Genomic DNA, 25,045 nt, shown 5'->3' with positions numbered 1-25,045 from the left:
GATGATGCTGCCGCTGGAATCGTTGAATGGCCTGGTGACCTTCGTCACTACGGCCCGCTCGGGCAGCTTCACCGAGGCTGCCGACGCGCTGGGCATCTCGCGCTCGGCGGTGGGCAAGGCCATCGCCCGGCTGGAAGCGCGGCTGGGCGTGCGCCTGTTCCACCGCACCACGCGGCGCATCGCGCTGACCACCGATGGCGAGGCGTACTACGCGTCGTGTGCGGCGGCACTGGAAGAAATCTCCGCGGCCGAGGCCTGCCTGGGGTCGGCTGGCCTGCCCAGCGGGCGGCTGCGCATCGACATGCCGTCCTCGTTCGGGCGGCTGGTGGTGCTGCCGGTGCTGTTGCGCCTGTGCCGGCAGTACCCGGACCTGCAGCTGACGATGACCTTCACCGATCACTTCGTCGATCCGGTCGAAGAGGGCATCGACCTGCTGATCCGCTTCGGCGGATTGCACCAGGCCGAGCATCTGGTCGCGCGCCGGCTGGGTCGCCAGCGCCTGGTCACCTGCGCATCGCCGGAGTACCTGCAGGCGCACGGCGTGCCGGCTATCGTCGAGGAACTGGCGCAGCATCGCAGCATCGTTGGTTTCCGCCACGGGCAACCGGTGGCGTGGCGGGTCGGCAGCGACGATGCAGAGGCCACCTTCATTCCGAACGCGGCCTACCAGCTCAACGACGGCGATGCGGTCATCGAAGGCGCCATCGCTGGCCTGGGCATCTGCCAGATGCCCATTTCACTGGTACGCCGCCACCTGCAATCCGGCGCGCTGCGATCGGTACTGGACGCGCACATGCAGCGGCACATCGACATCCACGCGCTATGGCCGCCAACCCGCCACCTGCGGCCTAAGGTACGCTATGTGGTGGATGAACTGACGCGGTTGGCGGGCGAGGGATTGTTCGATTGAGCCGGCCGGGATTGAGTCCGTGGCTGCGGCTTGTATACTATCCCCCAGTATAGTTCCGAGGTGGCCCCGCCATGCCGCACTCCCCCGAAGAGAAGAAGAAGGTCCTGGCCCGCGTGCGCCGCATCCGTGGCCAGTGCGATGCGCTGGACCGCGCGCTGGAAGCCGGCGCCGACTGCGGGCCGGTGCTGCAGCAGATCGCCGCCATCCGTGGCGCGGTCAACGGCCTGATGTCCGAGGTGATGGAGGCCCATCTGCGCGAGGAATTCGGCCAGCCCGCAGCCTCCGACGAACAACGCGCCGAGCGCGTGCGCGACATGAGCGCGTTGATCCGTTCGTACCTGAAATAAACGACGGCGCAACAGTGCGCCGCCCATCCTGTTACTGCCTGTCTCTGGAGAAGCCATCATGAAGTCCCGTGCCGCCGTCGCCTTTGGTCCCGGCCAGCCGCTGCAGATCGTCGAGATCGACGTCGCCCCGCCGAAGAAGGGCGAGGTGCTGGTGAAGATCACCCACACCGGTGTCTGCCACACCGATGCGTTCACCCTGTCCGGCGATGATCCGGAAGGCCTGTTCCCGGTGGTGCTGGGCCATGAAGGCGCCGGCATCGTGGTGGAAGTGGGCGAGGGCGTGACCAGCGTCAAGCCGGGCGACCACGTGATCCCGCTGTACACCGCCGAGTGCGGCGAGTGCCTGTTCTGCAAGAGTGGCAAGACCAACCTGTGCGTGTCGGTGCGCGCCACCCAGGGCAAGGGCGTGATGCCCGACGGCACCAGTCGCTTCAGCTACAACGGCGAACCGCTGTACCACTACATGGGCTGCTCGACCTTCAGCGAGTACACCGTGGTGGCCGAAGTCTCGCTGGCCAAGATCAATCCGGACGCGAACCCGGAGCATGTCTGCCTGCTCGGCTGCGGCGTCACCACCGGCATTGGGGCGGTACACAACACCGCCAAGGTGCAGGAAGGCGACAGCGTGGCCGTGTTCGGCCTCGGTGGCATCGGCCTGGCGGTGATCCAGGGTGCGCGCCAGGCCAAGGCCGGTCGCATCATCGCGGTGGACACCAATCCGTCCAAGTTCGAACTGGCGCGCGAATTCGGCGCCACCGACTGCATCAACCCGAAGGACTTCGACAAGCCGATCCAGCAGGTCATCGTTGAAATGACCACCTGGGGCGTGGACCACAGCTTCGAGTGCATCGGCAACGTCAACGTGATGCGTGCGGCGCTGGAGTGCGCGCATCGTGGCTGGGGCCAGAGCGTGGTGATCGGCGTGGCCGGCTCGGGCCAGGAGATCTCCACCCGGCCGTTCCAGCTGGTGACCGGCCGCAAGTGGATGGGCACCGCCTTCGGTGGCGTGAAGGGCCGCAGCCAGCTGCCGGGCATGGTCGAGGACGCGATGAAGGGCGATATCGAACTGGCCCCGTTCGTCACCCACACCATGGACCTGGACAAGATCAACGAAGCCTTCGACCTGATGCATGAAGGCAAGTCGATCCGTTCGGTGGTCCATTACTGATCCACGCCGGGCGGCAGGCTGCCGTGCCTGCCGCCCCCGGGAGGAACCCATGGAACGCATTGAACACCGCGCCTGTTTCGGCGGCTGGCAGGATGTCTATCGCCATCGTTCGACCACGCTGGGCTGCGACATGCAGTTCGCCGTGTACCTGCCGCCACAGGCGGAAACGCAGGAACTGCCGGTGCTGTACTGGCTGAGCGGGCTGACCTGCACCGAGCAGAATTTCATCACCAAGGCCGGGGCGCAGCGTTATGCGGCCGAGCACGGTGTGATCATCGTCGCGCCCGACACCAGCCCGCGCGGTGATGACGTGGCCGATGCCGAAGGCTACGACCTGGGCAAGGGGGCAGGCTTCTACCTCAATGCCACCCGCGCACCGTGGGCGAAGCACTACCGCATGCACGACTACGTGGCGCAGGAACTGCCGGCGCTGATCGAGGCGAACTTCGCGGTGACCGATGCACGCGCGATCAGTGGCCATTCGATGGGTGGCCATGGCGCGCTGGTGATCGCGCTGCGCAACCCGGGGCGCTACCGCAGCGCGTCGGCGTTCTCGCCGATCGTCGCGCCCAGCCACGTGCCGTGGGGGCAGAAGGCGTTCACCGCCTATCTGGGCGACAACCCGGCCGACTGGACGCAGTGGGATACCTGCGCGCTGCTGGCGACGGCCAGTGAGCGCCTGCCGTTGCTGGTCGACCAGGGCGAGGCGGACGAGTTCCTGCAGACCCAGCTGCAGCCGCAGCGCCTGCAGGAGGCCTGCGATGCCGCCGGCCATCCGCTGACCCTGCGCCTGCAGCCCGGTTACGACCACAGCTACTATTTCATCGCCAGCTTCATCGGCGAGCACGTCGCGCACCACGCCCGCGCCCTGCGCAGCTGACCGCCTGAAAAGGGGACGGAGGGGATTAAGTCGCTTTTGCCGCCGTGCCGCAAACGACTTAATCCCCTCCGTCCCCTTTTTTTTACGTGGCCGTGGCGCGGGCGGGGCTATGGTGCGCGCGTACGGCCTTGTGGATCGGGGGATGCATGCCGGTAGTGCTGGCGCTGCTGTATGTGCTGTGCCATGGCCTGGTGCTGACCCTGTGGCCGGGCCCCGCCGGGGTGGGATCGTTCGTGTTCCTGACCGGTGCACCGTTGCTGGCGGCGGCCGCCTGCCTGTGGCGGGCGCGCCGCGACCGGGCGGCCCTGGGCTGGCGCGCCACCGCGCTGGCGCTGCTGCTGTGGGCGGGCGGCATGGCCTTCAACATGATCGATGCGCTGGGGGCCGGCCGTGCCGATATCACCCCGCAGGCAAGCCTGTTCCTCTACGTGCTGTACGGCGTGCCGCTGGTGTTCATCCTCGCCCGCGCGCGGCGCGAGCGGCTCAGCATCAGCCTGATCGATGCGGCGATGGCGGCGCTGCTGGGCGTGCTGTTCTTCGTGCACACGCAGTCCTTCGCCGACCGGGTGGAGGTCGACCCGATGGCGATGGTCAGCATGCAGCGCATGTTCGACATCCAGAACCTGTGCATTGCCGGTTTCGCGGTGGTGCGCTGGCTGGCCGGCGATGTGCCCGAGCGGCGCAGCGTGTTCCGCGCGCTGGCGCTGTACGCGCTGGCGTACCTGGTGGTGGCGTTCTACATCAACCACTACACCTCGGGGGATGCATTCGGCGCCTACAACGACCTGCTGATCGACCTGCCATTCCTGCTGCTGGCGTTGCTGGCGCTGAGCCAGGCGCCCGCGCCGGTGTTCGTGCCGCACCCGCGGATGGCGCGCACCGTGCAGGCGGCGGGCCCGATGATCCTGCCGTTGCTGCTGCTGGTGGTCGGCACCCTGGTGGTCGACCATGCACGCCCCCTGGCGGTGGCCGGATTCGTGGTGGCGACGCTCGGTTTCGGCCTGCGCAGCATCCTGCTGCAGACCGACCTGCTGGAACGGCAGGCGGCGCTGGACCAGCTGGCGCGACGGGACGGTCTGACCGGGGTGGCCAACCGCCGCGAGTTCGATGCCCTGCTGTTGGCCGAGTGGAACCGCGCTCGGCGCAGTGGTACCGAGCTGGGCCTGCTGCTGCTGGATATCGATCATTTCAAGGTCTTCAACGACCGCTACGGTCATCCCGCTGGCGACCGCTGCCTGCAGGCCGTGGCTGCGGTGCTGAAGGCGAGTGCCGGCCGCGCCGGTGACAGTGTTGCGCGCTATGGCGGCGAGGAATTCGCGGTGATCGTGCCCGGAAGCGCGCTGTCGGGCGTGCTGGCGTTGGCCGAGCGCCTGCGCGAGGCGGTGGAAGCGCTGCCGTTGCCGGAAGGATCGGTCAGTATCAGCATTGGCGTCGGCTACCTGCATCCACCTGCCCTGGCCAGTGCGGATCAGTTGCTGGCCGACGCCGATGCCGGCCTGTATGCCGCCAAACGTGCCGGCCGCAACCAGGTGATCCTGCATGCGCACGTGCTGGACGACGAAGGCAGCGCACACGGCAGGATGGACTGCTGAGCGCGCCAGGTGCCCGGGCCTGCGTGTGATTGCGCATGGGGGCCGCGACCGGGTCATCGCTGCCGCACCCAGCCGCTGGGATCGAGCAGCCTCAGCCCGACCGGGGACAATGAGCGCTGCCGCAACGGCAGATGTGCTGCTTGCACGGCCATCGCACAGCGCGCCAACTGCTGGCGCAATGGTGCCAGCGTGTCGTCTTCGCGGGGCCGTGCATGCCGCCATTGCGCGATGCGCAGCAGGCAGACCAGCAGGTCCAGTTCGCTGGCGGCAATGAACGGCGAGCCAGCCGGCAGCAGATCGATGGGGGCGGCGGGCGTGGCCAGCAGCGGCACCAGGCCGATGAAGGCGTCGCAGCCCTCCGGGTCGAGCCCGAGCGCGCTCAGCTGGGCGACGCCGTCGGGCTGCAGATCGGGATCGTGCAGCTGGCGGAGCGCGCCCAGCAGCGCCTGCTCGCCGCGGCCGAACTGGCGGCCGAAGGCGCGATAGCTGACGCGGGTAGGAAACAACGGGGATCGTGAGGCCATGGGGGCTAGGGTTGCGGGTCGCGGGTTTCCACCAGCACGGGGCAGGGCGCGTGGTCGATGGTCCATTGCCCGATCGAGGGTTCGAACAGGCGTTCCAGCCGGGACAGGTGACGATGACCGATGACGATGAGGTCGCACTTCAGGCGCCGCGCCTGCTCGCTGATCACTTCGCCGGGGTCGCCGGAGGGAATCTGTGCGATGGCATCGACGCCGCGCTCGCGCAGCTCGGCCAGGGCTTCAGCCAGCACCGCCTCGGCCTGCGATCGCTGCCGCGCGGCTTCCGGATACTCGCGGCGGTCGGCTTCGCTGGCATCGGCGGCCAGCGCGAATTCGGGGTCGAGCACGCACAGCAGGTGCAGGCGGCTGCGCGGGCCGGCGATGGCCGCGGCCAGGTCCAGCACGCGTGCGTGCTGGGGGCCGCCGTCCAGGGCGACCAGCAGGGTGTTGAACATGGATGTCTCCTTGGCAGGCCGGGGATGGTCGCCGATGTCTCCGCGCGCACCCATGCCGTGCGCGGCAGTCAATGAATGCGCCAGACGCAATCCATGTGAACCACAAGTGCCTTAGAGTCATCCGGATTACTGAAGAACGTTCCACTGGAGACTGCCATGCCCCTGCCGGACCTGAACCTGTTGCTGGCACTGGACGTGCTGATCGACGAATGCAGCGTGGCCGCCGCCGCGCGGCGGATGAACCTGAGCGCGCCGGCGATGAGCCGCACCCTGGGCCGGATCCGTGTGGCGCTGGGCGACCCGGTGCTGGTGCGCGCCGGTCGCGGGTTGGCACCGACGCCGCGCGCGCTGCAGCTGCGCGAGCAGGTGCGCGACGTCATCGAACAGGCCCACCGAGTTTTCCATGCGGGCCGCGAGATCGACGTGGGTACCCTGGAGCGAACCTTCAACGTGCGTGCCAACGACGTCTTCATCGGTGGCTTTGGCGGTCGCCTGCGCGAGATATTCCGCCAGCAGGCACCGCGCGCGATGCTGCGTTTCGTGCCCGAAGGCGATACCGATGACGATGCGATGGCGCAGGGCCGGATCGATCTGTACATCAGCACCGCCGGCAAGCACGCACCCGACACCAAGGTGCAGAACCTGTTCAGTACCTCGTTCATGGGCGCCGCACGCGAGGACCATCCGTTGTTCGATGAAGAGATCAGCGCCGAGCGCTTTGCCGCGTGCGATCACATCGCGGTGTCCCGGCGCGGGCTGCCACGCGGACCGATCGATGACGACCTGGCCACTCTGGGCCTGCAACGGCGGGTGGCACTGATCAGTCCGACCTTCCACGGTGCGATTTTCGCCGCTGCCGAATCGGACCTGATCCTGCCGCAGATGCCGAGCGTGATGCTGGAGCGCATCGTCAGCATGCGCCTGCCCCTGCGCTTGTTCCCGCTGCCGATTCCGGTGCGCACGGCGGCGATCGTGCAGGCCTGGCATCCACGCCTGGACAACGACGCCGCCCACCAGTGGCTGCGGCGTTCGATCAAGACCATGTGCGAAAGCGTCGAGGACACCCGTCGCTGAGGTTCCGGGCGTGCGTCCGGCGCACGCCTGCGATGCCGGTCACGCCATTTTTTGCACGGTACCGGCTCCCTAGACTGCGCTCCCCGGAGTTTCACTGAGCGCATTCCAATGACCCCCAACATGCCGTGCACTGCACGGATCGGTGCCCGGCGATGAGTACGCCGGCTGCCACTGTCCCGGCCGCCGCAGCGCCCCGTCCTGCCGCCGCCCCCGGGCTCGACCGCCGCGTTCTGGTCGGCCTGTGTGGCGTGCTGCTGGCGGTGCTGGTGTCGGGCTTCAACGAGAACATCACCAAGGTCGCCCTGGCCGACATCCGCGGTGCGATGGGTTTCAGCGTCGACGACGGCAGCTGGATCGTCGCCCTCTACAGCGCGATGTCGGTCAGCGCAATGGCCTTCGCCCCGTGGTGTGCCGCCACCTTCTCGCTGCGCCGTTTCGCGCTGGCGATGATCGGTGGTTTCATGGTGCTGGGCGTGCTCTGCCCGCTTGCCCCGAACCTGCAGGTGTTCCTGCTGCTGCGCGCGCTGCAGGGGCTGTGTGGTGGTGCGCTGCCGCCGCTGCTGATGAGCGTGGCACTGCGCTTCCTGCCGCCGGGCATCAAGTTGTATGGCCTGGCCGGCTACGCGTTGACCGCCACCTTCGGCCCGAGCATGGGCACGCCGCTGGCCGCGTTCTGGGTCGAGCAGGTGGGCTGGCACTGGGCGTTCTGGCAGATCGTGCCGTACTGCCTGGCTGCCATGGCGATGGTCAGCTGGGGCCTGCCGCAGGACCCGCTGCGGCTGGAGCGTTTTGCCCAGTTCGATGGCGTGGGCCTGGCGCTGGGCCTGCCGGCGCTGGTGCTGCTGGTGCTGGGCCTGGTGCAGGGCCCGCGCCTGAACTGGTTCGACTCGCCGATGATCACCCTGATGATCGGTGGCGGCGCCGGCCTGATGGTGCTGTTCATGATCAATGAATGGTTCCACCCGCTGCCGTTCTTCAAGCTGCAGCTGCTGGCCAACCGCAACCTCAGCTACTCGCTGGTGACGCTGGGCGGCGTGCTGTTCGTGCTGCTGGCAGTGATCTCGATTCCCTCCGGTTTCCTGGCCAGCGTGCAGGGCTACCGGCCATTGCAGACCGCACCGATGCTGCTGTGGGTGGCGCTGCCACAGGTGATCGCACTGCCGTTGGTGGCGGCGTTGTTGAACATCCGCGCAGTGGATTGCCGCTGGGTGCAGGCCACCGGCCTGGCGATGCTGGCGCTGGCCTGCTGGCTGGGCTCGCACCTGGATGTGGCCTGGATCCGCGACAACTTCCTGTGGGTACAGCTGCTGCAGGTATTCGCCCAGCCGATGGCGGTGTTGCCGCTGCTGATGCTGGCCACTGGCGGGCTGGCACCGCAGGACGGTCCGTTCGCCTCGGCGTGGTTCAACACGGTCAAGGGCTTTGCTGCCGTGCTCGCCAGCGGCGTGCTGGATGCCGTCGCCCAGGGCCGCCGTCATTTCCATTCCACCGTGCTGGTCGATCGCCTTGGCGAGCAACCGTGGCTGGCCGATGGCCCGCAGCTGGGTGCGCGCCTGCATGCACAGGTGCAGGCGCTGACTTCAGCCGACCTGTACTGGGTGGTCGCGCTGGTGGCGCTGGCCTTCATTCCCCTCATTGCCTGGATGCCCACCCGCATCCATCCGCCACGTGCCGTGGCCTGAACCTTTCGCAGGAATTCCCTCATGACGATCAATCGAACCACTCTCAACACCGGGCTGGGCCTGGGCGTGCTGGCCCTGGCCATCGGCGCCTGGCTGCTGCTGCGCGATGGCGGCCACCAGAGCACCAACAATGCGTATGTGGTGGCCGACTACACCCTGGTAGCGCCGAAGATTCCCGGCTTCGTCAGTGCCGTGGAGGTGGAAGACAACCAGTCGGTGAAGGCCGGCGACGTGCTCGCCCGCATCGACGACCGCGACTACCAGGTGGCCCTGCAGGCAGCCCGCGCCGACCTCGCCAATGCCCGTGCACAGCTGGCCAACGCACAGGCTGCACTGGCCCAGCAGGACTCGCTGATCGAGCAGGCCAGGGCCAGTGTCGATGTCAGCCGGTCCGAACTGACCCTGGCCAGCGCCGACCAGCAGCGTTACCGCGAGCTGGCCCGTGATGGCGCCGGCACCGTGCAGAACGCACAGCAGGCGCAATCGAAGCAGGCCGTGGCCAGTGCCCACCTGCAGCAGGGCCAGGCCGCGCTGTCGACCGCACGCCAGCGCACCGACATCCTCAGCGCTGGCGTGCAGGCCGCACAGGCGGCGGTACAGCGTGCAGAAGCGGCGCAGGCGCGTGCCGAACTGGACCTGTCGCACACCGTGCTGCGCGCGCCGATCGACGGCATGGTCGGCCGTCGTGCGGTACGCGTGGGCGCCTACCTGACCCCGGGTACGCCGGTGGCTGCGGTGGTACCGCTGAAGCGCGCCTTCGTGGTCGCCAACTTCCAGGAAACGCAGATGACCCGCATGCAGGCCGGCCAACAGGTCGAGCTGAAGGTGGACGTGTTCCCGGGCAAGCCGCTGCGCGGGCACATCGACAGCATCGCACCGGCCACCGGCGTCACCTTCGCCGCCGTCGCACCGGAAAACGCCACCGGCAACTTCACCAAGGTGGTGCAGCGCATTCCCGTCAAGATCGTGCTGGAACCCGGCCAGCCACTGCTGGACCAGCTGCGTGCCGGCATGTCGGTGGAAGCCAGTGTTGACCTGGGCAGCCGCGCCCGCGCGCAGAGCGTGCAGCACAGTCCGGGCCACAAGAGCGGGGAGGGTGCATGAGCGCAGTCACCCTGTTCCGCACCTTCGTTGCGGCCAGCCTGTGCACGGCCCTGGCTGCCTGCACGATGGGTCCGGACTTCGTACGCCCGCAGGCGGAACTGCCCAGCCACTGGCAGGGTGAGGCGGTCGCCGGCAACGCCATCGACCAGGACGCGGCCTGGTGGGCCGGCTTCGACGATCCATTGCTGGGGCAGCTTGCCGGCCAGGTGCTCGCGGCCAACCTGGACCTGCAGCTGGCCGCGAACCGCGTGCAGCAGAGCCGCGCCGCGCGTGGCATCACCGCCGCCGATCGCCTGCCCGGCGTCAGCGCGAGCGCCAGTGGCGTGCGTGCACGCAACAGCGAGGTGGGCCTGAATGATCCGTCCGGCAACGGCGGCCGTGATGACTACGGGCTGTTCCAGGCCGGCATCGGCCTGAGCTGGGAGCTGGACCTGTGGGGGCGTGTGCGCCGCCAGGTGGAAGCGGCCGACGCACGCGTGCAGATCGCCGAGGAGGATGCACACGCGGTGCGCATCGCGCTGCTGGCGGAAACCGCGCGTGATTACCTGCAGCTGCGCGCGACGCGGCAGCTGCTGGCGATCACCGAGGACAACCTCAGCATCGCCCTCGACATCAAGCGCCTGACCGAGGCACGCCAGCAACAGGGCGTGGCCAGCACGCTGCAGGTGTCCAGCGCGTCCGCGCAGGTGGCATCGCTGCAGGCCCGCATCGCGCCGCTGCGGCATCGTGAATCGCAGCTGCGCAATGCGCTGGCGTTCCTGCTGGCGCAGCCGCCGCAGGCGCTGGACGCGCAGCTGCAGGATGCACGCCGTGACTGGCCGGCGCTGCCGGCCGTAGCGGTGGGGTTGCCCAGCGAACTGGCCGAGCGTCGCCCGGACATCCGTCGTGCCGAAGCGGCACTGCATGCGGCAACGGCCGGCATCGGCGTGGCCAAGGCCAGTTTCCTGCCGCGCATCACCTTGAATGGCGACGCTGGGTTCCAGGCCAAGCAGCTGGATGATCTGGATGGCTGGAACGCGCACCGCTTCAGCATCGGGCCGTCCATCAGCGTACCGATCTTCCAGGGCGGGCGGCTGAAGGCCAACCTCGCGCTGAGCCGGCTGCAGCAGCAACAATCGGCGCTGCAGTTCCGCCGCACCGTGCTGCAGGCCTGGCATGAGGTGGACGACGCCATCGATGGCTACGCAGCGGAGCAGCAGCGCATCGTGCAGCTGCACGTGGCGGTGGACGAGAGCGAGACCGCACTGGGTGCCGCGCGCCGGCAGTACCAGGCCGGTGTGGTCGACATGCTGGATGTGCTGAGTACCCAGCGCATTGCGCTGGACAACCAGGCCGCGCTGGCCAACAGCCAGGCCACGGCCGCGATCGCACGGGTGGAGCTGTACCGCGCGCTGGGCGGTGGCTGGTAGGGAAATGGAAACGCCGGGCCATGCCCGGCGGTTCGTCGGTAGTTGCCAACCTTGGTTGGCAGCCTTTTGCGAAGCGCCAACCAAGGTTGGCGTCTACCAGAGCACGGCCTTGGGCGGCGGCTGGTAGGAAATCGTCGGGGTAGTGCCGGCCGCTGGCCGGCACCGTCATGGCTGCTGCAGTTGCCGGCCAGCGGCCGGCACTACCAGAACGGGGCCTCAACGCACGTCGCGCAGTTCCCAGTGGTGGCCGGCCAGCAGGCGCAGGCGCTGCTTGAACACGTCACTGTCGATGCGGGTGATGGCGACCAGGTTGATGCGCAGGTCCTTCTGCTCGCCGGTCACGGTGGCATCCGGGTCGGTCACGCCCCACTGCGGTTCCACCGCGTCCGGGTCAGGCTGCTTGGCCTTCCAGCGCTCGAACAGCGTGCCGCTGCGCAGGGCATCCTGCAGCTCTTCGGCGAAACCGGCGGCGCCCTGCGAGTGGAAGGACAGGTCGGGGTCGTTGCCGCGGGCCTTGGACGGGTCGGGCAGGCTGATGTGGTACTGCGCAGGCATGGAGTTCTCCTTGAAGTGCGGCAAGGCTGGCACAACCGCGGTGGAATCGATGTGCAGATTCCAGCCGTGGCCAGCGCTCATTCGAACCGATGCGGCCCATCGGCAAAGCCCACGGTGACCGCGCCCTTGCCGACGTTGACCATGCCGGTCAGGCTCATCACCGATTCGTACACGGTCACGCCGTGGCCGGCGCAGACCTCCTTCATCTGTGCATAGCCGGGCAGGGTGCGCAGCTCGTCCAGTTCGCCGCCGTAGCTGACGCACACCGTCGGCGTCATCAGCCCGGCACGCACGCGCTGGCCGACCACCGCGAACAGCTTCTGCACGGCACTGTCGAAGCCCTTGATCTTGGCCACCGGCCCGGTCTCGCCCCGGTAGCCGTGCAGCACCGGTTTGATGTCCAGCGCGCTGCCCAGCGCCGCGCTGAGCAGGCCGACACTGCGGTCGCCCTTGTGCCGTGCACGTGCGCGCATGTAGTACAGGTCGCGGGTGATCATGTAGCCGTGCACGTTGCCGGCCAGTTCTTCCAGCCGTTCGCGGATCTGCTGCACGCTGGCGCCGCTGTCACGCAGGCGCACCGCCTCCACTGCGGTCACGGCCTGCGCGGCGAACAGGTTCTGGGTATCGAGTACGCGCAGCGCAAACGGCGAGTTGTAGCCCGCTGCCTGCCGCACCGGCTTGTAATCATTGAGGATGGCGAAGCTGGCCTGCAGCGCATTGTCGTGGATCGGGCTGCGGGTCTTGGTGATGGTCATGCAGAACACGTGGTCGTAATCGATCACCAGCTGCTGCAGGAACAGGTCGCGGATCTGGTTGACGCTGAAGGGGATGGTCTCCGCTTCAGCGCCATGTTCGGCCACATGCGCGTGCAGGAAGCTCAGGGTGGCCTGCTCATCGCGATGATCGGCCAGCACGGCTTCGCCGATGCGTACGGTGATCGGCAGCAGCACGATGTTGTGCTCGGCAATGAAGTCCTGCGGCAGATCGCAGGCCGAGTCGACGACGATTCCGATGCGCATCCGCGGCTCCCCCTCCAGGGCGGTTGTAGGTTCGGAAACGTGAAATCTATCTCAAATCCTGGCGTGGCGCGCGAGGGAAACGCGCCACGCCCTGTTCAGCGACTGCGCTGCACCGCTACCGGCAGGCTGGCCAGGCGCTGCCATTCGGGTTGCTGCAGCAGGCCTGGATCGGCCAGCACCGCCGCCATCAGCGGGTGGGCGTCGTTGCCCCAGAACAGTTCGTCATCGATGGCCAGGGTCGGCACGCCGAACACGCCGGTAGCAATTGCCGCCTCGGTGTTGCGCCGCAGTTGCTCCTTGACCGCCGGGTCGGCGATGGCACTGGCGACATCCTCGATACCCAGCTGCGCAGCCGGTTCGCGCAGGGCCTCGGCGCTGTCGGCGGCATTGCCGTCGCGCCAGATCCAGTCGAACAGCACGTCCACCGCCTGCACGCTGCCACCGGCGGCCAGGCACAGGCGCAGGGCGGACAGCGGATTGAAAGGGTGGCCCGGCGGGAACCGCAGCGGTGTGCCCTCGGCCTGCGCAGTCCACTGCAGCTGGCGGTAGATGAAGCGGCGCTTGGCTGGAATCTCGGCCGGCCCGAGGTTGCCCAGGTGGTGCAGCACGGCACCGAAGGCAATCGGCACGGTCTGGATCTGGACAAACTGTGGCAACCGCTTCAGCTTCTGCCAGTGCAGGTAGGAATAGGGCGAGACGAAGTCGAAGTACCAGCGCAGCGTGGCCATTGGCGGTTCCTTGCAAGAGGTCAGGGCTGCGCGTTGCGCAGCAGGTAGCGGTCCCGCAGTTCAGTCTGGCGCGAGCGCATCGGCATCGCCCGGCCGCCCAGCCAGACCTGTTCGGCATAGTGCGCCACGTCGAGCGGGTCACCTTCCCACAGCACCAGGTCGGCGCGCTTGCCCGGTTCGATGCTGCCGATCTGGTCGCCCACGCCGAACGCCTGCGCCGGCACCCGGGTCAGGCCGGCCAGGCCGTCGGCCCAGGGCAGGCCATTGGCCACGGCATTGCCCGCCAGCTGGCGCATCTTGCGTGCATTGTGCGAGGCGTCGCCACGCTGCACGAACGAGATGGCCACGCCGGAACGTTGCAGGCGTGCCGCGTTTTCCAGCGTTGCCCCGATCTGGTCGAAGCTGGCCGGCAGGTTGGACAGCACGTCGACGAACACCGGCACCTGCGCAGCTGCCAGCTCCGGCGCCAGCTGCCAGGCTTCGCTGCCACCGGCAATGGCGATCTTCACCTTCTCGCGGGTGGCCCAGCGCAGCAGCTGGCGGATGTCCGCCGCGCGGTCCACCTCCACCACGATGCGGCCCTGGCCTGCCAGGTAGCGGCCCAGCGTGCGGCGCCCGGCCGGCGTCAGCAGTGCATGCGGTGAGTCTGCGGCGACCTGGCCGCGCGCCTCGTCCACCATCTGCTGCAGCAGCATCCATTGCGCCGCACGCGAATGCCCGGTCAGCTCCACTGCGGCCGACCCCAGGCGCAGGAACAGCGCGCGCGGCCCGAGGGGATCGGCGCTGCCGTCCAGCCGCATCACGCCGCCCTGGCCTGCAACGAAGCCGCCACCGGTGGCGGCCCCCAGGGCGGTGAAGCCGATCCCGTCCAGGCGTGCCACCGGGATCAGCACCGAGGCCGGGTTGTAGGCCAGGGTGACATCGAATTCGGGGCGCAACGGTTGTTCGCCGATCTTCAACGTGCTGTCGACCGTGCTCGCTTCGCCGGAGACCTCTTCGATGCCGATCTCGGTGATGCCGCCGAACAGCGCCGGTGTCAGCGGGCGGCCATCGGCCTCGACCACGCTGGCACCGGCCGGTGCGGACAGCCCGCTGCCGACTGCGCGGATGATGCCGCCCTGCACCAGCACATCGGTGTGCTGCAGGCTGCCGCGCGTGCCGGCGGTATGCACGGTGGCGTTGCGGACCAGCAGGTCCTGCGCCTGCGCGGATGCGGAGATGCAGGCCAGCACCACGGCCGCAGCGCCGAGCCATGCCCGGCGACGCTTGTTCAACGCGCCCATCAGTGCACCTCCTGGCCGAGCTGGAAATCGGAACGCGGCGTCGCTGCCGGCGCACTGCGGTCGTACAGGCGGCGGCCGTCGATGAAGACCTGTTCGGCCAGCGCGTAGGAACTGAAGGGGTTGCCGTTCCAGACCACCACGTCGGCCATCTTGCCGGCCTCCAGGGTGCCGGTCTGGCCCTCGATGCCCAGCGCTTTGGCGGCGTTGGCGGTCATCCAGGTGATGGCGTGTTCAGGGCTGATCTCCGGCATGTGCGCGCGGCGCGCAGCGGCGATCACCTTGGCCGCTTCCTGGTTCAGGCGCTGGATGCCTTCGGGTGAATCGGAATGGACGATGGCGCAGCTGTTCTTCGGCCGGTCGACCAGTGCGATGTTTTCCGGGATGCCGTCGAAGGCTTCCATCTTGAAGCCCCACCAGTCAGCCCACAGCGCACCGCAGACGCCGTCGGCGGCCAGCCGGTCGGCCAGCTTGTAGGCCTCCACACCGTGGTGGAACGCGGCTACCTTGAAGCCGAACTCCTTGGCCAGGTCGAGCATGGTGGCCATCTCGTCGGCGCGGTAGCAGTGGATGTGCACGCGGATGTCGCCTTCGATCGCGCCGGCCAGCGTGTCCAGCTTGAGATCGCGCTTGCCGCCGGCATCACCGGCACTGTCGCCCTTGTCGCTGCCGAACCAGCCCTTGCGCTTGGCCGGCTTGGGTTTGTTCTTGGCGATGTAGTCGGCGGCATCGATGAAGGCCGCGCGATAGCCGGCGACGTTGCCCATCCGCGTGGCCGGGGCGACGCCCTTGCCTTCGCCGTAGACCCGTTTCGGGTTCTCGCCGCAGGCCATCTTCAGCCCCCACGGAGCACCCGGGAACTTCATCGCCTGGTAGGTGATGGCCGGTACGTTCTTCAGGGTCACGCCCCGGCCACCGACCAGGTTGGCCGAGCCGGGCAGCACCTGCATGCTGGTCACGCCACCGGCCAATGCGGTGGCGAAGCCCGGGTCCTGCGGCCACACCGAGTGCTCGGCCCAGACGTTGGCGGTGACCGGTGCTGTCATCTCGTTGCCGTCACTGTGCGCGCCGACGCCCGGGCTGGGGTACACGCCCAGGTGCGAATGCACGTCGATCAGGCCCGGGGTGACCCACTTGCCCTGCGCATCGATGCGGGTGACGCCGGCATCGGCCTGCAGCTGGCGCCCCACGGCGACGATGCGGCCCTCGCGCAGCAGCACGTCGGCGTTGTCCAGGCGCTGGCCGGTGCCGGTCAGCACGGTGGCGTTCTGGATCAGCACCGGCGCATCGGGATGGGCCTGGTAGGTGCTGGGGTAGGGATCGGCCACGAAGCGCGAGGCACCCACTGCGGGCGCAGTGCTCAATGAAAGCAGCGCCAGTGCCACCCCGGCGCGCAACAACGTCGATGCCATGCAGTTCCCCTCGCAGCGTAGTCCAGCCGCCGACGCTAGCCGGACGGCGGCGTGCTTGCCAAGTGACCTTCTTCACACGCGTGCCGGCAATGCCTCGACGGGGCCGCCCGGCTGGCTGAAAATAGCCGGTCCCCACGCCGTACACCGGACCACCGCCCATGAAGAGCAAGCAGGAAATCGTCGACAACTGGCTGCCGCGCTACACCGGCGTGCCCCTGGACCAGTTCGGCCAGCACATCCTGCTGACCAACTTCGGGGGCTACCTGCATACCTTTTCCGAGCTGACCGGCGCCCCCGTCATCGGCCTGGACCGGCCGATGGCCAGTGCCACCATCGATGGCATCACCATGATCAACTTCGGCATGGGCAGCCCCAATGCCGCGATCATCATGGACCTGCTGTCGGCGGTGATGCCCAAGGCGGTGCTGTTCCTGGGCAAGTGCGGTGGCCTCAAGCGCAAGAACCAGCTGGGTGACCTGGTGCTGCCGATCGCGGCGATCCGTGGCGAGGGCACCTCGGGCGACTACCTGCCGCCGGAAGTGCCGGCCTTGCCGGCGTTCGCGCTGCAGCGTGCGGTCTCGACCATGATCCGCGACCTCGGCCACGATTACTGGACCGGCACCGTCTACACCACCAACCGCCGGGTCTGGGAGCACGACGAGGCGTTCAAGGAGCGGCTGCGGGCGATGCGCTGCATGGCCATCGACATGGAAACCGCCACCGTGTTCGCCGCCGGCTTCGCCAACCACATCCCCAGCGGTGCGCTGCTGCTGGTGTCGGACCAGCCGATGATCCCCGACGGGGTCAAGACCGAGGCCTCCGATGCCAAGGTCAGCTCCCAGTTCGTGGAAAACCATATCCAGATCGGTATCGAGGCGCTTAAGCTTATCCGGCGCAACGGCAAGTCGGTCCGCCACCTGCGCTTCGACGAATGATGATGATGGCCTGGCGCGGCGCGCCGGCCCTGGGGAGTAGGTGATGGACGTTGCCGCGCAAGTGGTGGAATTCTGGAAAGAGGCGGGCCCTGCGAAGTGGTTCGCCCGCGACGACGCGTTCGACGCGCAGTTCCGCCAGTTGTTCCTGGATGAGCATTTCGCAGCCGCTTCGCGCGCGCGCGAACACTGGCTGGGCAGTGCCGAGGGCGCACTGGCGCTGATGCTGCTGCTGGACCAGTTCCCGCGCAACTGCTTCCGCGGTAGCGCCCATTCCTATGCCACCGACGGCCTGGCCCGGCACTACGCCATGCGCGCCATCGAGGAAGGCCTGGACCTGCAGCTGGTGCCCAAGCTGCGCGCCTTCATCTACCTGCCGTTCGAACACTCCGAGGATCCGCTGGACCAGGACCGCTCGGTGGCGATGTTCGATGTGCTGGGCGACAAGGAATACCTGCAGTACGCCGAGCTGCACCGCGACATCATCCGCCGCTTCGGTCGCTTCCCGCACCGTAACGCCGTGCTGGGCCGCATTCCCTCGCCGGAAGAGCTGGACTACCTGGCCGAAGGCGGGTTCGCAGGCTAAGAAAAAGGGGACGGAGGGGATTAAGTCGTTTTTGCCACAAACGACTTAATCCCCTCCGTCCCCTTTTTCAGTGCCGATCAGTACTTCGGCACGCCGTTGTCGACGTCTTCCGACCAGGCGTTGATGCCGCCGGTGACGTTGAACACCTTGGTGAAGCCCAGGGCGCGGAACTGCTCGGCGGCCTGCGCGCTGCGGCCACCGTGGTGGCACATGAAGGCCAGCGCGGTGTCCTTGGGCAGGGCTTCCAGCGCGGCACGGCCGGTGCCGTCGAAGGTCTTGAACGGCACGCCCACGGCGGCGATTTCACGCTCGTCGGCCGGGCGCACGTCCACCAGGGTGATGTTGCCGGCACGCACCAGGTCGTCGGCATCGCGCACGCTGATTTCCTGCACCGGCTTGGGCGCATTCGGGTTGTCGATGGCCAGGCCCTTGCCGCGGATGTCGTCCACCCAGTCGATGGTGATGCCGTTGGCGCGACGGGCGCTGGCAAGGTCGAACTGCACGCGCAGGCCGTTGGACTCGGCGGCGATGGCGCCTTCGTCGTGCGGGGCCAGCTGGAAGTTCGGCTGGAAACCGGCGTCGATGGACAGCTGCAGGGCAGCGCCCGGGGCATCGGCCAGCGCGCCCTTGAGCATTTCCACGGCCGCCGGGGTGACGGTGATGCTCGGCGGGGTACGGTCCGGCGCGGCCAGGCCCAGCACGCTGCTCAGCTCGCCGCTGGCCGCCATCTGCAGCACGATGTCGCTGCCGCCGACCAGTTCGCCGTCGATGTACAGCTGCGGGATGGTCGGCCAGTCGCCATAGGCCTTGATGCCTTCACGGATTTCCTGGTCGGCCAGCACGTTGACGTGGGCGAACTCGACGCCGAGGTCCTGCAGGGCGCCCACGGCCTTGGCCGAGAAACCACACTGCGGCATCGACGGCTGGCCCTTCATGAACAGCACGACGCGGTTGGCGTTGAGGATGGATTCGATGCGCGAACGCAGGGCGGGATCGAGGGACATGGACGTCGGGGTTCCGGGAATTCGAATCATCAATTCTAACCCTCATGGCATCATGGGGGATGAGCAACGCAGGAACATTGCATCGCATCCCGACCCGGCCCTGGCGCTGGCTGCCCTGGCTGGTGGCGTCGCAGCTGGCCGTGATCCTGGCCTGGGCGTTGGCCGGCTGGCACTGGGGACTGCCGTTGATGGTGGCCAGCCACGCACTGTTCATGGTGCCGGTGTTCCTGCCCAACAGCCGCTTCTACGCGCCGGTGCTGAGCCGGATGCCGGAGGCCGGCAACAGCGTCTGGTTGACCATCGATGACGGTCCTGGCCCGGAAACCCGTGCCGTGCTCGACCTGCTGGACCGCCACCAGGCCCGTGCCACCTTCTTCCTGGTGGGCGAGCGCGCGCTGGCGCAGCCGGACCTGGTGCAGGAGATCCTGCGCCGCGGCCACGACCTGGGCAACCACAGCCACAGCCATCCGCAGGCGCGCTTCTGGCGGCTGGGCCCGGCGGCGATGCGCGCCGAGATCGAGGGCTGCCAGCATGCCCTGCAGGCGGTAAGCGGCCGCCCGGTGCGCTGGTACCGTTCGGTGGTGGGCATGACCAATCCGTTCGTGGCACCGGTGCTGCAGCGGCTGGGCCTGGTCCGGGTCGGCTGGAGCGCGCGCGGCTTTGACGGCATCGGCTGCACGGCGCAGGGCGTGCTCGACCGCCTGCTGCCGGACCTGCGCCCGGGCGCCATCGTGCTACTGCATGAGGGGGCCGCCCACGGCCACAACCTGGCGATCATCGAGCGCGTGCTGCAGGCGCTGGACGAGCGCGGGTTGAAGGCGCAGCTGCCGGCCCTGTAACCCAGGGTTCTGGTCGCTTGGGGCAGCCGAGCGCGGGCTCGGCGCTACAGGAATGGTCGCGGGAAACACATCGTAGCGTCGAGCCATGCTCGACTCCGCCATGCATGCCATCCACGCATGGCGTGGATCTACCGCAACAGCACAGCCGGGCGTCGGCTCGGCGCTACAGCACAGGGCGTTCGCCCACCAGCAACCAGCTGTTGAACGGGGTGCGCCCGTGCAGCGGCCGGGGCGCCGTCACCTGCAATCCGGCCTCGATCAATGTCGCCTGCAGCACCTGCGGGTCGGGGTAATGACGCGGCCGCGTGCCCATCCAGCCGACCAGCCAGGCCAGCCGGTCGGCCACCCGCGTGGTGCGGTCGCGGCCATCGCCGGTGGCCAGTGGCGTGCGCAGCAGCAGGCGGCCACCGGGAGCGACCCGTGCACCGGCCGCGCGCAGCAGTGCCTGCTGTGGGCCCGCATCCAGGTACTGCAGTACATCCAGCAGCAGGACATGCCCGGCCTGCGCCGGCAGCGGTGCCTGCACGTCCAGGCAGTCGAAGCGCACATCGTGCAGGCCGGTGGCGGCACGCTGGGCGCGGGTGATCTTGCCGGCGTCCACGTCCACGCCGAGGTAGCGCTGGGTACTGCCGCGCTGGCGCAGCACATGGGCGAACAGACCCAGCCCGCAGCCCAGGTCCAGCAGTGGATGCCCGTCGTCAGGCAGATGCTGCAGCACGCCGTCGTACAACGGGTCGCTGCCGAGTTTGCCGCGGGTGTAGTAGTAGTCGCGGCGGCTGCCCCAGGCCTGTGCCGGGCGGAACGCCTCGGCGATCGCGCGGGCCTGCGCTGCGCTCAGGGGTGTGCAGGGCAGGGGCGGGCCGTTCCGTGGCGTGCCATCCATCGTCTCAGTCCGTTCCGCCGAGCAAGTGTGCGGCGACCGGCAGCGCGCGCGCGCTCCACAGCGCGTACATCCGCGCCGAAGGGTGCAGGCCGTCTTCGGCGATCATCGCCGGGTCGTCACCCTGGTCGCGGCTGATGTCGGTGATGTCGACGAAGGCCACGCCCTGCTGGGTGCTGATCACCTCGGCAGCCGCATTGAATTCGTCGGTTTCGATCTCGATGGTGGCCAGGTCCCGGCCACTGCCGGCACCGAACGGCGTCGCGCCCCAGTCGGGGAAGGACAGCACCAGCACGCGCCCGGGGCGGCCGCCGGCGAAGCCGATCGCCCGCTGCAGCAGGGCCTCGAACTGCACGCGGTACTCGTCCAGCGGACGGCCGCGGTACTGGTTGTTGACGCCGATCAGCAGGCTGACGAAATCGAACGGGCCCTGTGGTGCGGCCGCATCGATGCCGGCGTCCAGCTCGTCGGTCGTCCAGCCGGTGGTGGCGATGGTCTGCGGGTCGGCCAGCGCCACCTCCTGCGCACGCAGTGCGGCGGCCAGCTGGTGCGGCCAGCGGCCTTCGACTGCAACCGCTTCACCGATGGTGTACGAGTCGCCCAGCGCCAGGTAGGACAGTGCCACGGCTCAGGCCACCGAACGGCGTGGCTTCAGCGGCACGACCTTGGTGGCGTCCTCGGCACGGCGGGCCAGCACGCGGTCGATGCGGGCGAACACATCGCGCATCACCGAGGCTTCCGGCAGCAGGGTCACGCGGAAATGATGGCGGTAGGGCACGTTGAAGCTGGAACCCGGTACCACCAGCACGCCTTCGTTGTTCATCAGGTCCAGCGCGAAGTTGTGGTCGTCGAAGCCCTTGGCGGCGGCACCGACCACGGCCGGGAACGCGTACAGCGCACCGGCCGGCGCAACCAGCGACAGGTGCTCGCTGGCTTCGCAGGCTTCGATCACCGCGCGGCGGGTTTCATACAGGCGGCCACCCGGGGTGCACAGCTCGGAGATGGTGTCCGGGCCGTTCACTGCGGCCTCGATGGCGTACTGGCCCGGCACGTTGGCGCACAGGCGCAGCGCGCCGAGCAGGTCCAGCGCGGCGCGGAAGTCGCCCAGGCGCGCATCGTCGCCGCTGAGGTGGGCCCAGCCCACGCGCCAGCCGCAGGCACGGTGCACCTTGCTCAGGCCGCTGAAGGTCAGGCACGGGTGGTCGCCGGCCAGCGGCGCGACCGGCTGGAACACCGCATCGTCGTACAGGATCTGGTCGTAGATCTCATCGACCAGCAGCAGCAGGTTGTGGCGGCGTGCGATCTCGACCACGCGCTCGAGCAGTTCACGCGGGTAGCTGGCGCCGCTGGGGTTGTTCGGGTTGATCAGCACGATGGCGCGGGTGCGCGAGGACACCAGCGTCTCGATCTCGCTCGGGTCCGGCTGGAAGCCGTTCTCGGCGGCGCAGCGGTAGTACACCGGGCGGCCATCGTTGAGGATGGTCGAGGCCGACCACAGCGGGTAGTCCGGCGAGGGCACCAGGACTTCGTCGCCCGGGTTGAGCAGTGCGCGCAGCGACAGGTCGATCAGTTCGCTGACGCCGTTGCCGACGAACACACGGTCGGGGTGCGCATCCGGTGCGCCACGGCGGGCGTAGTACGCCGCGATGGCTTCGCGTGCGACCGGCAGGCCCTGCTGGTGGGTGTACGGGTCGGTGCGTCCCATGTCGTCGGCGATCGCGCGCTGCAGGTGCTCGGGCGCGCGGAAACCGAAGTTGCCCGGGTTGCCGATGTTGAGCTTGATCAGCTTGCGGCCCTGCGCCTCCAGCTCCCGGGCTCGCCGCGCCAGTTCTCCGCGGATTTCGTAGCGCACTTCGGAAAGGCGCTCGCGGATGGCCAGGGGCTTGGGCGAGATGGTGGACATGGGGGCTGGGCCGTCAGAAGGCATGGGGATTCCATCCTACCGGAATTGCTGCAGTGCATGGCAAGGGCTCCGGGCTTGTCATTGCTGGGCTGGCAGGGCGCCGTCACAGGTAGAATGGCGGCGATGACCCAGACCCCCGATTTCATCGCCCTGCAGACCATCGGCTGGCCCTGGCCGGGCCCGGCTCAGCAGGCCGACTGGCAGGCCGTGATGGCCGCGCACCCGCAGGCCCGCCCGGCGCGGGTGATCGAACAGCATCGAACGCACTATGTCGTGGCCGATGGCCCGGATGCGGCGATCAAGGCCGAGTCGCTGCCGGAATGGCAGCGCCCGCGCTTCCCCAGCCATGAGCGGCCGGCCGTGGGTGATTGGGTGCTGCTGGACGGCATCCGCATCGTCGCGCTGCTGCCGCGTCGCACCGCGATCAAGCGTGGCGCCGCCGGTGAGCACTACCACCAGCAGGTGATCGCGGCCAACATCGACACGGTGTTCATCGTCTGTGGCCTGGATGCCGACTTCAATCCGCGCCGCATCGAACGCTACCTGCTGCTGGTCGGCGGTGGCGGTGCAGAACCGGTGGTGGTGTTGACCAAGGCCGACCAGACCGAGTACAGCGAGGATGCGCTGGCGGTGCTGGAAGAGCTGGAGATGCAGGGCATCGCGCTGCATGCGATCAACGGCCTGGATGCCGACAGCGTGGCGGTGCTGCAACCGTGGCTGGGCCCGGGCCGCACGGTGGTGCTGGTCGGTTCCTCCGGTGCCGGCAAGTCCACATTGACCAACACCCTGCTCGGCGAGCAGCGGATGAAGACCAACGCGGTGCGAGCCAATGATTCGCGCGGCCGCCACACCACCACCCATCGCGCGTTGATGCCGCTGCCGACCGGCGCCTGCCTGATCGACACCCCCGGCATGCGCGAGCTGAAGCCGACCGGCGAAGAAACGCTGTCCGAAGGTGGCTTCGCCGACATCGAAGCGCTGGCCGCACAGTGCCGCTTCAACGACTGCAAGCACCAGCAGGAACCGGGCTGTGCCGTGCGTGCAGCGATCGAGGCGGGCGAAATCGAAGAAAGCCGGCTGCTGAACTACTTCAAGCTGAAGGAAGAAGTGGCCGCCGCTGCCGCCAAGCTGGCAGTACGCCAGGCCGAGACCGCGCAGGAGCGCGGCGGCAAGAAGGGCAAGGGCCAGCAGTTCCGCCCGGCAGGCAAGCCGCGCCGGCGCTGATCGGTATCGCGGGGTCGGAGCCCATTGCACCGCAATGGGCTCTGACCCCTGCAATGAACTCGCGTCTGCCTGCTTCGGGTGGGTGCTAACTGCCCGCTCCTGGTAGGTGCCAACCTTGGTTGGCACGAATCTGTCCGCAGCCCGCCCTCGGCGGACGCCAACGGTCAAGCTTGGCACCTACCAACGTGCGGGCAGAGCGCTATAGTCCGCGCATGGAACCGACCGCGACGCTGGACCGTGAGGTGGCCCACCATGCAGCGCTCGATGCGCGCTTGGTCGAGGCCGTTGGAGGTATCCGTCTGCTGGGGCTGACCAGCTGGCCGGCAACGGTGCAGGCGCCGTTCCTGGCCAGCGTGGCGCGTGGCCAGCCGGTACTGCCGAAGGTGGATTACCCGAAGCTGGACTTCAGCGAAGAACGCCGCGCACTGGCCGCGATCGCCGCCGACTGCGACGACAGCCATCCGCTGGGTCACTACGTGCGGCAGTCGGCGCAGAGCTGGGACCTGGCCGCGCAGCTGCTGGAAGGGCTGGGCACTGCCGCCGTCGATACCTGTTCGGTGCAGCTGTTCGGCGCCCCCGAGCAACCATTGCCGGGCAATGGCCCGAGCACGCGCGAAGCGGCGCGGCACTTCATCCAGATCGCCGCCGAGCTGGACCACGAACTGCTGGCACCGGAAGAGCAGGTGCCGGTCTCGGCCATCGCGCTGCAACTGCAGCTGCAGAACGATCTGGACGCCTTCTTCGAATCACGCATCATCCAGGTGCAGCTCGATCCGGAACTGGTGTCCAAGGCCGCTGCCGGCCCGACCCGCATCCGCCTGCGCACCAGTGCGCGCTTCAGCGCCTACGACCGCGCGCAGCTGTTCCACCATGAAGCGCTGGTGCATTCGCTGACCGCGTTGAACGGGCGCGAACAGCCGGTGCTGCCGAGCCTGGCGCTGTCGTCGCCGCGGGTGACGGCAACCCAGGAAGGGCTGGCCACCTTCGCCGAACAGATCACCGGCAGCATCGACATCGAGCGCCTGAAGCGCATCAGCCTGCGTACCGAAGCGATTGCGATGGCACGCGAAGGCGCCGATTTCATCGAAGTGTTCCGCTATTTCTGCGATGCCGGGCAGAACGCGGAAGAGAGTTTCGCCTCGGCCCAGCGCGTGTTCCGCGGCGTGCCGCCGAGTGGCGGCCTGGCGTTCACCAAGGACACGGTGTACCTGCGTGGCCTGGTGTCGGTGCATACCTTCTTCCGCCACATGCTGGCCGAGGATCGCCTGCAGGTCTGCCGCTGGTTGTTCGCCGGCAAGATGAGCCTGACCGATGCGATCGCGTTCGCACCGTTGTTCGAGGCGGGTGTGCTGAAGCCACCGCGCTGGCTGCCGCACTGGGTGAGCCGGGCGAATGGCCTGGCCGGCATGCTGGCGTTCTCGCTGTTCGCCAACCGGATACGGATGGACCAGCTGGCGCCGGAATGAAATGCGTTGGCGGCCCCTCGAGCGCCCGCCTCCTCCAGACAGTTTTCTGCGGGCGCGGTAGCAGGTCCACCAGAG

The 25,045-nt window shown here is 68.4% G+C and carries 25 protein-coding genes; 14 read left to right on the top strand and 11 right to left on the bottom strand.

What is annotated here, in order from left to right:
- The first annotated feature begins 4 nt into the window (after window positions 1-4).
- From AB1281_RS16500 to AB1281_RS16480, 5 genes are all read left to right on the top strand, one after another.
- Window positions 5-910 (top strand): LysR family transcriptional regulator, encoded by a 906-nt coding sequence (locus AB1281_RS16500; RefSeq protein WP_430347009.1) that lies wholly within the window; start codon window positions 5-7, stop codon window positions 908-910.
- Window positions 911-981: 71 nt separating this feature from the next.
- Complete coding sequence (gene frmR, locus AB1281_RS16495; protein WP_005411009.1) at window positions 982-1,257, top strand: formaldehyde-responsive transcriptional repressor FrmR; 276 nt, start codon at window positions 982-984, stop codon at window positions 1,255-1,257.
- A 58-nt stretch (window positions 1,258-1,315) separates the two neighbouring features.
- Window positions 1,316-2,425, top strand: coding sequence for an S-(hydroxymethyl)glutathione dehydrogenase/class III alcohol dehydrogenase (locus AB1281_RS16490; RefSeq protein WP_180854357.1), 1,110 nt, complete (start codon window positions 1,316-1,318; stop codon window positions 2,423-2,425).
- Between the two features lie 49 nt (window positions 2,426-2,474).
- Entirely contained in the window at window positions 2,475-3,305 is an 831-nt protein-coding gene (gene fghA / locus AB1281_RS16485) for an S-formylglutathione hydrolase (protein ID WP_430346426.1), read from the top strand.
- A 146-nt stretch (window positions 3,306-3,451) separates the two neighbouring features.
- Window positions 3,452-4,897, top strand: coding sequence for a GGDEF domain-containing protein (locus AB1281_RS16480; RefSeq protein ID WP_014038456.1), 1,446 nt, complete (start codon window positions 3,452-3,454; stop codon window positions 4,895-4,897).
- A 53-nt stretch (window positions 4,898-4,950) separates the two neighbouring features.
- On the opposite strand, the gene AB1281_RS16475 is transcribed toward AB1281_RS16480, so the two are convergent.
- Entirely contained in the window at window positions 4,951-5,421 is a 471-nt protein-coding gene (locus AB1281_RS16475) for a hypothetical protein (RefSeq protein WP_075676269.1), read from the bottom strand.
- A 5-nt stretch (window positions 5,422-5,426) separates the two neighbouring features.
- Entirely contained in the window at window positions 5,427-5,873 is a 447-nt protein-coding gene (locus tag AB1281_RS16470) for a universal stress protein (protein WP_188485952.1), read from the bottom strand.
- Window positions 5,874-6,029: 156 nt separating this feature from the next.
- On the opposite strand from AB1281_RS16470, the gene AB1281_RS16465 reads away from it, so the two are divergent.
- From AB1281_RS16465 to AB1281_RS16450, 4 genes are all read left to right on the top strand, one after another.
- A complete protein-coding gene (locus AB1281_RS16465; RefSeq protein WP_430346425.1) occupies window positions 6,030-6,947 on the top strand; it encodes a LysR family transcriptional regulator in 918 nt (305 codons plus the stop codon).
- Between the two features lie 152 nt (window positions 6,948-7,099).
- A complete protein-coding gene (locus tag AB1281_RS16460) occupies window positions 7,100-8,629 on the top strand; it encodes an MFS transporter (protein WP_430346424.1) in 1,530 nt (509 codons plus the stop codon).
- Window positions 8,630-8,650: 21 nt separating this feature from the next.
- The gene (locus tag AB1281_RS16455; protein WP_430346423.1) at window positions 8,651-9,733 is read left to right on the top strand and encodes an HlyD family secretion protein; all 1,083 of its coding nucleotides are present in this window, start codon (window positions 8,651-8,653) and stop codon (window positions 9,731-9,733) included.
- Window positions 9,730-11,142 carry an efflux transporter outer membrane subunit gene (locus tag AB1281_RS16450; protein WP_430346422.1) on the top strand — a complete coding sequence of 471 codons (1,413 nt, stop codon included), beginning with the start codon at window positions 9,730-9,732 and terminating at the stop codon, window positions 11,140-11,142. Before AB1281_RS16455 ends, AB1281_RS16450 begins: the two co-directional genes overlap by 4 nt.
- A gap of 216 nt (window positions 11,143-11,358) precedes the next feature.
- On the opposite strand, the gene AB1281_RS16445 is transcribed toward AB1281_RS16450, so the two are convergent.
- From AB1281_RS16445 to AB1281_RS16425, 5 genes are all read right to left on the bottom strand, one after another.
- Entirely contained in the window at window positions 11,359-11,697 is a 339-nt protein-coding gene (locus AB1281_RS16445; RefSeq protein WP_430346421.1) for a hypothetical protein, read from the bottom strand.
- Window positions 11,698-11,774: 77 nt separating this feature from the next.
- Window positions 11,775-12,716, bottom strand: coding sequence for a DegV family protein (locus AB1281_RS16440; protein ID WP_049442888.1), 942 nt, complete (start codon window positions 12,714-12,716; stop codon window positions 11,775-11,777).
- 95 nt (window positions 12,717-12,811) lie between these two features.
- Window positions 12,812-13,444, bottom strand: a complete 633-nt coding sequence (locus AB1281_RS16435) for a 2-hydroxychromene-2-carboxylate isomerase (RefSeq protein WP_430346420.1) — start codon at window positions 13,442-13,444, stop codon at window positions 12,812-12,814.
- A 20-nt stretch (window positions 13,445-13,464) separates the two neighbouring features.
- Window positions 13,465-14,727 (bottom strand): amidohydrolase family protein, encoded by a 1,263-nt coding sequence (locus tag AB1281_RS16430; protein ID WP_430346419.1) that lies wholly within the window; start codon window positions 14,725-14,727, stop codon window positions 13,465-13,467.
- Window positions 14,727-16,136 (bottom strand): amidohydrolase, encoded by a 1,410-nt coding sequence (locus AB1281_RS16425; protein WP_164118459.1) that lies wholly within the window; start codon window positions 16,134-16,136, stop codon window positions 14,727-14,729. The genes AB1281_RS16430 and AB1281_RS16425 overlap by 1 nt, the downstream gene beginning before the upstream one ends.
- A gap of 158 nt (window positions 16,137-16,294) precedes the next feature.
- Between AB1281_RS16425 and AB1281_RS16420 the strand changes: the two genes are divergently transcribed.
- Entirely contained in the window at window positions 16,295-17,071 is a 777-nt protein-coding gene (locus tag AB1281_RS16420) for an AMP nucleosidase (RefSeq protein WP_005414446.1), read from the top strand.
- Window positions 17,072-17,114: 43 nt separating this feature from the next.
- Window positions 17,115-17,654, top strand: coding sequence for a DUF924 family protein (locus tag AB1281_RS16415; RefSeq protein ID WP_014038444.1), 540 nt, complete (start codon window positions 17,115-17,117; stop codon window positions 17,652-17,654).
- Window positions 17,655-17,731: 77 nt separating this feature from the next.
- On the opposite strand, the gene grxD is transcribed toward AB1281_RS16415, so the two are convergent.
- The gene (gene grxD, locus AB1281_RS16410; protein ID WP_042358958.1) at window positions 17,732-18,658 is read right to left on the bottom strand and encodes a Grx4 family monothiol glutaredoxin; all 927 of its coding nucleotides are present in this window, start codon (window positions 18,656-18,658) and stop codon (window positions 17,732-17,734) included.
- A gap of 59 nt (window positions 18,659-18,717) precedes the next feature.
- On the opposite strand from grxD, the gene AB1281_RS16405 reads away from it, so the two are divergent.
- Window positions 18,718-19,497, top strand: coding sequence for a polysaccharide deacetylase family protein (locus AB1281_RS16405; RefSeq protein ID WP_430346418.1), 780 nt, complete (start codon window positions 18,718-18,720; stop codon window positions 19,495-19,497).
- A 163-nt stretch (window positions 19,498-19,660) separates the two neighbouring features.
- Here the strand turns inward: AB1281_RS16405 and AB1281_RS16400 are convergent, their stop codons facing one another.
- The 3 genes from AB1281_RS16400 to AB1281_RS16390 are packed head-to-tail and all read right to left on the bottom strand — an operon-like array spanning window position 19,661 to window position 22,280.
- Window positions 19,661-20,380, bottom strand: a complete 720-nt coding sequence (locus tag AB1281_RS16400; RefSeq protein ID WP_430346417.1) for a class I SAM-dependent methyltransferase — start codon at window positions 20,378-20,380, stop codon at window positions 19,661-19,663.
- Window positions 20,381-20,384: 4 nt separating this feature from the next.
- Entirely contained in the window at window positions 20,385-21,002 is a 618-nt protein-coding gene (locus tag AB1281_RS16395; protein WP_430346416.1) for an SGNH/GDSL hydrolase family protein, read from the bottom strand.
- Window positions 21,003-21,005: 3 nt separating this feature from the next.
- Window positions 21,006-22,280, bottom strand: a complete 1,275-nt coding sequence (locus tag AB1281_RS16390) for a pyridoxal phosphate-dependent aminotransferase (RefSeq protein ID WP_032956570.1) — start codon at window positions 22,278-22,280, stop codon at window positions 21,006-21,008.
- 114 nt (window positions 22,281-22,394) lie between these two features.
- Here AB1281_RS16390 and rsgA point away from each other — a divergent pair, with 114 nt between their 5' ends.
- Entirely contained in the window at window positions 22,395-23,504 is a 1,110-nt protein-coding gene (gene rsgA / locus AB1281_RS16385) for a ribosome small subunit-dependent GTPase A (RefSeq protein ID WP_049442897.1), read from the top strand.
- A 212-nt stretch (window positions 23,505-23,716) separates the two neighbouring features.
- Entirely contained in the window at window positions 23,717-24,970 is a 1,254-nt protein-coding gene (locus AB1281_RS16380; RefSeq protein WP_430346415.1) for a flavohemoglobin expression-modulating QEGLA motif protein, read from the top strand.
- Window positions 24,971-25,045: the final 75 nt, after the last annotated feature.

Source organism: Stenotrophomonas sp. NRRL B-14846 (genome assembly GCF_050473585.1).
Lineage (GTDB): Bacteria > Pseudomonadota > Gammaproteobacteria > Xanthomonadales > Xanthomonadaceae > Stenotrophomonas.
This window is presented reverse-complemented; position numbering and strand designations above follow the sequence as displayed.

Coding starts and splice junctions, on each gene's coding strand:
- AB1281_RS16455 (WP_430346423.1), top strand. CDS start 8,651: ATGACGATCAATCGAACCACTCTCAACACCGGGCTGGGCCTGGGCGTG.
- AB1281_RS16430 (WP_430346419.1), bottom strand. CDS start 14,727: ATGGGCGCGTTGAACAAGCGTCGCCGGGCATGGCTCGGCGCTGCGGCC.
- AB1281_RS16405 (WP_430346418.1), top strand. CDS start 18,718: ATGAGCAACGCAGGAACATTGCATCGCATCCCGACCCGGCCCTGGCGC.
- AB1281_RS16400 (WP_430346417.1), bottom strand. CDS start 20,380: ATGGATGGCACGCCACGGAACGGCCCGCCCCTGCCCTGCACACCCCTG.
- AB1281_RS16475 (WP_075676269.1), bottom strand. CDS start 5,421: ATGGCCTCACGATCCCCGTTGTTTCCTACCCGCGTCAGCTATCGCGCC.
- AB1281_RS16440 (WP_049442888.1), bottom strand. CDS start 12,716: ATGCGCATCGGAATCGTCGTCGACTCGGCCTGCGATCTGCCGCAGGAC.
- AB1281_RS16480 (WP_014038456.1), top strand. CDS start 3,452: ATGCCGGTAGTGCTGGCGCTGCTGTATGTGCTGTGCCATGGCCTGGTG.
- AB1281_RS16415 (WP_014038444.1), top strand. CDS start 17,115: ATGGACGTTGCCGCGCAAGTGGTGGAATTCTGGAAAGAGGCGGGCCCT.
- AB1281_RS16450 (WP_430346422.1), top strand. CDS start 9,730: ATGAGCGCAGTCACCCTGTTCCGCACCTTCGTTGCGGCCAGCCTGTGC.
- AB1281_RS16460 (WP_430346424.1), top strand. CDS start 7,100: ATGAGTACGCCGGCTGCCACTGTCCCGGCCGCCGCAGCGCCCCGTCCT.
- frmR (WP_005411009.1), top strand. CDS start 982: ATGCCGCACTCCCCCGAAGAGAAGAAGAAGGTCCTGGCCCGCGTGCGC.
- rsgA (WP_049442897.1), top strand. CDS start 22,395: ATGGCGGCGATGACCCAGACCCCCGATTTCATCGCCCTGCAGACCATC.
- AB1281_RS16465 (WP_430346425.1), top strand. CDS start 6,030: ATGCCCCTGCCGGACCTGAACCTGTTGCTGGCACTGGACGTGCTGATC.
- grxD (WP_042358958.1), bottom strand. CDS start 18,658: ATGTCCCTCGATCCCGCCCTGCGTTCGCGCATCGAATCCATCCTCAAC.
- AB1281_RS16380 (WP_430346415.1), top strand. CDS start 23,717: ATGGAACCGACCGCGACGCTGGACCGTGAGGTGGCCCACCATGCAGCG.
- AB1281_RS16470 (WP_188485952.1), bottom strand. CDS start 5,873: ATGTTCAACACCCTGCTGGTCGCCCTGGACGGCGGCCCCCAGCACGCA.
- AB1281_RS16420 (WP_005414446.1), top strand. CDS start 16,295: ATGAAGAGCAAGCAGGAAATCGTCGACAACTGGCTGCCGCGCTACACC.
- AB1281_RS16435 (WP_430346420.1), bottom strand. CDS start 13,444: ATGGCCACGCTGCGCTGGTACTTCGACTTCGTCTCGCCCTATTCCTAC.
- AB1281_RS16445 (WP_430346421.1), bottom strand. CDS start 11,697: ATGCCTGCGCAGTACCACATCAGCCTGCCCGACCCGTCCAAGGCCCGC.
- AB1281_RS16425 (WP_164118459.1), bottom strand. CDS start 16,136: ATGGCATCGACGTTGTTGCGCGCCGGGGTGGCACTGGCGCTGCTTTCA.
- AB1281_RS16500 (WP_430347009.1), top strand. CDS start 5: ATGCTGCCGCTGGAATCGTTGAATGGCCTGGTGACCTTCGTCACTACG.
- AB1281_RS16490 (WP_180854357.1), top strand. CDS start 1,316: ATGAAGTCCCGTGCCGCCGTCGCCTTTGGTCCCGGCCAGCCGCTGCAG.
- AB1281_RS16390 (WP_032956570.1), bottom strand. CDS start 22,280: ATGTCCACCATCTCGCCCAAGCCCCTGGCCATCCGCGAGCGCCTTTCC.
- fghA (WP_430346426.1), top strand. CDS start 2,475: ATGGAACGCATTGAACACCGCGCCTGTTTCGGCGGCTGGCAGGATGTC.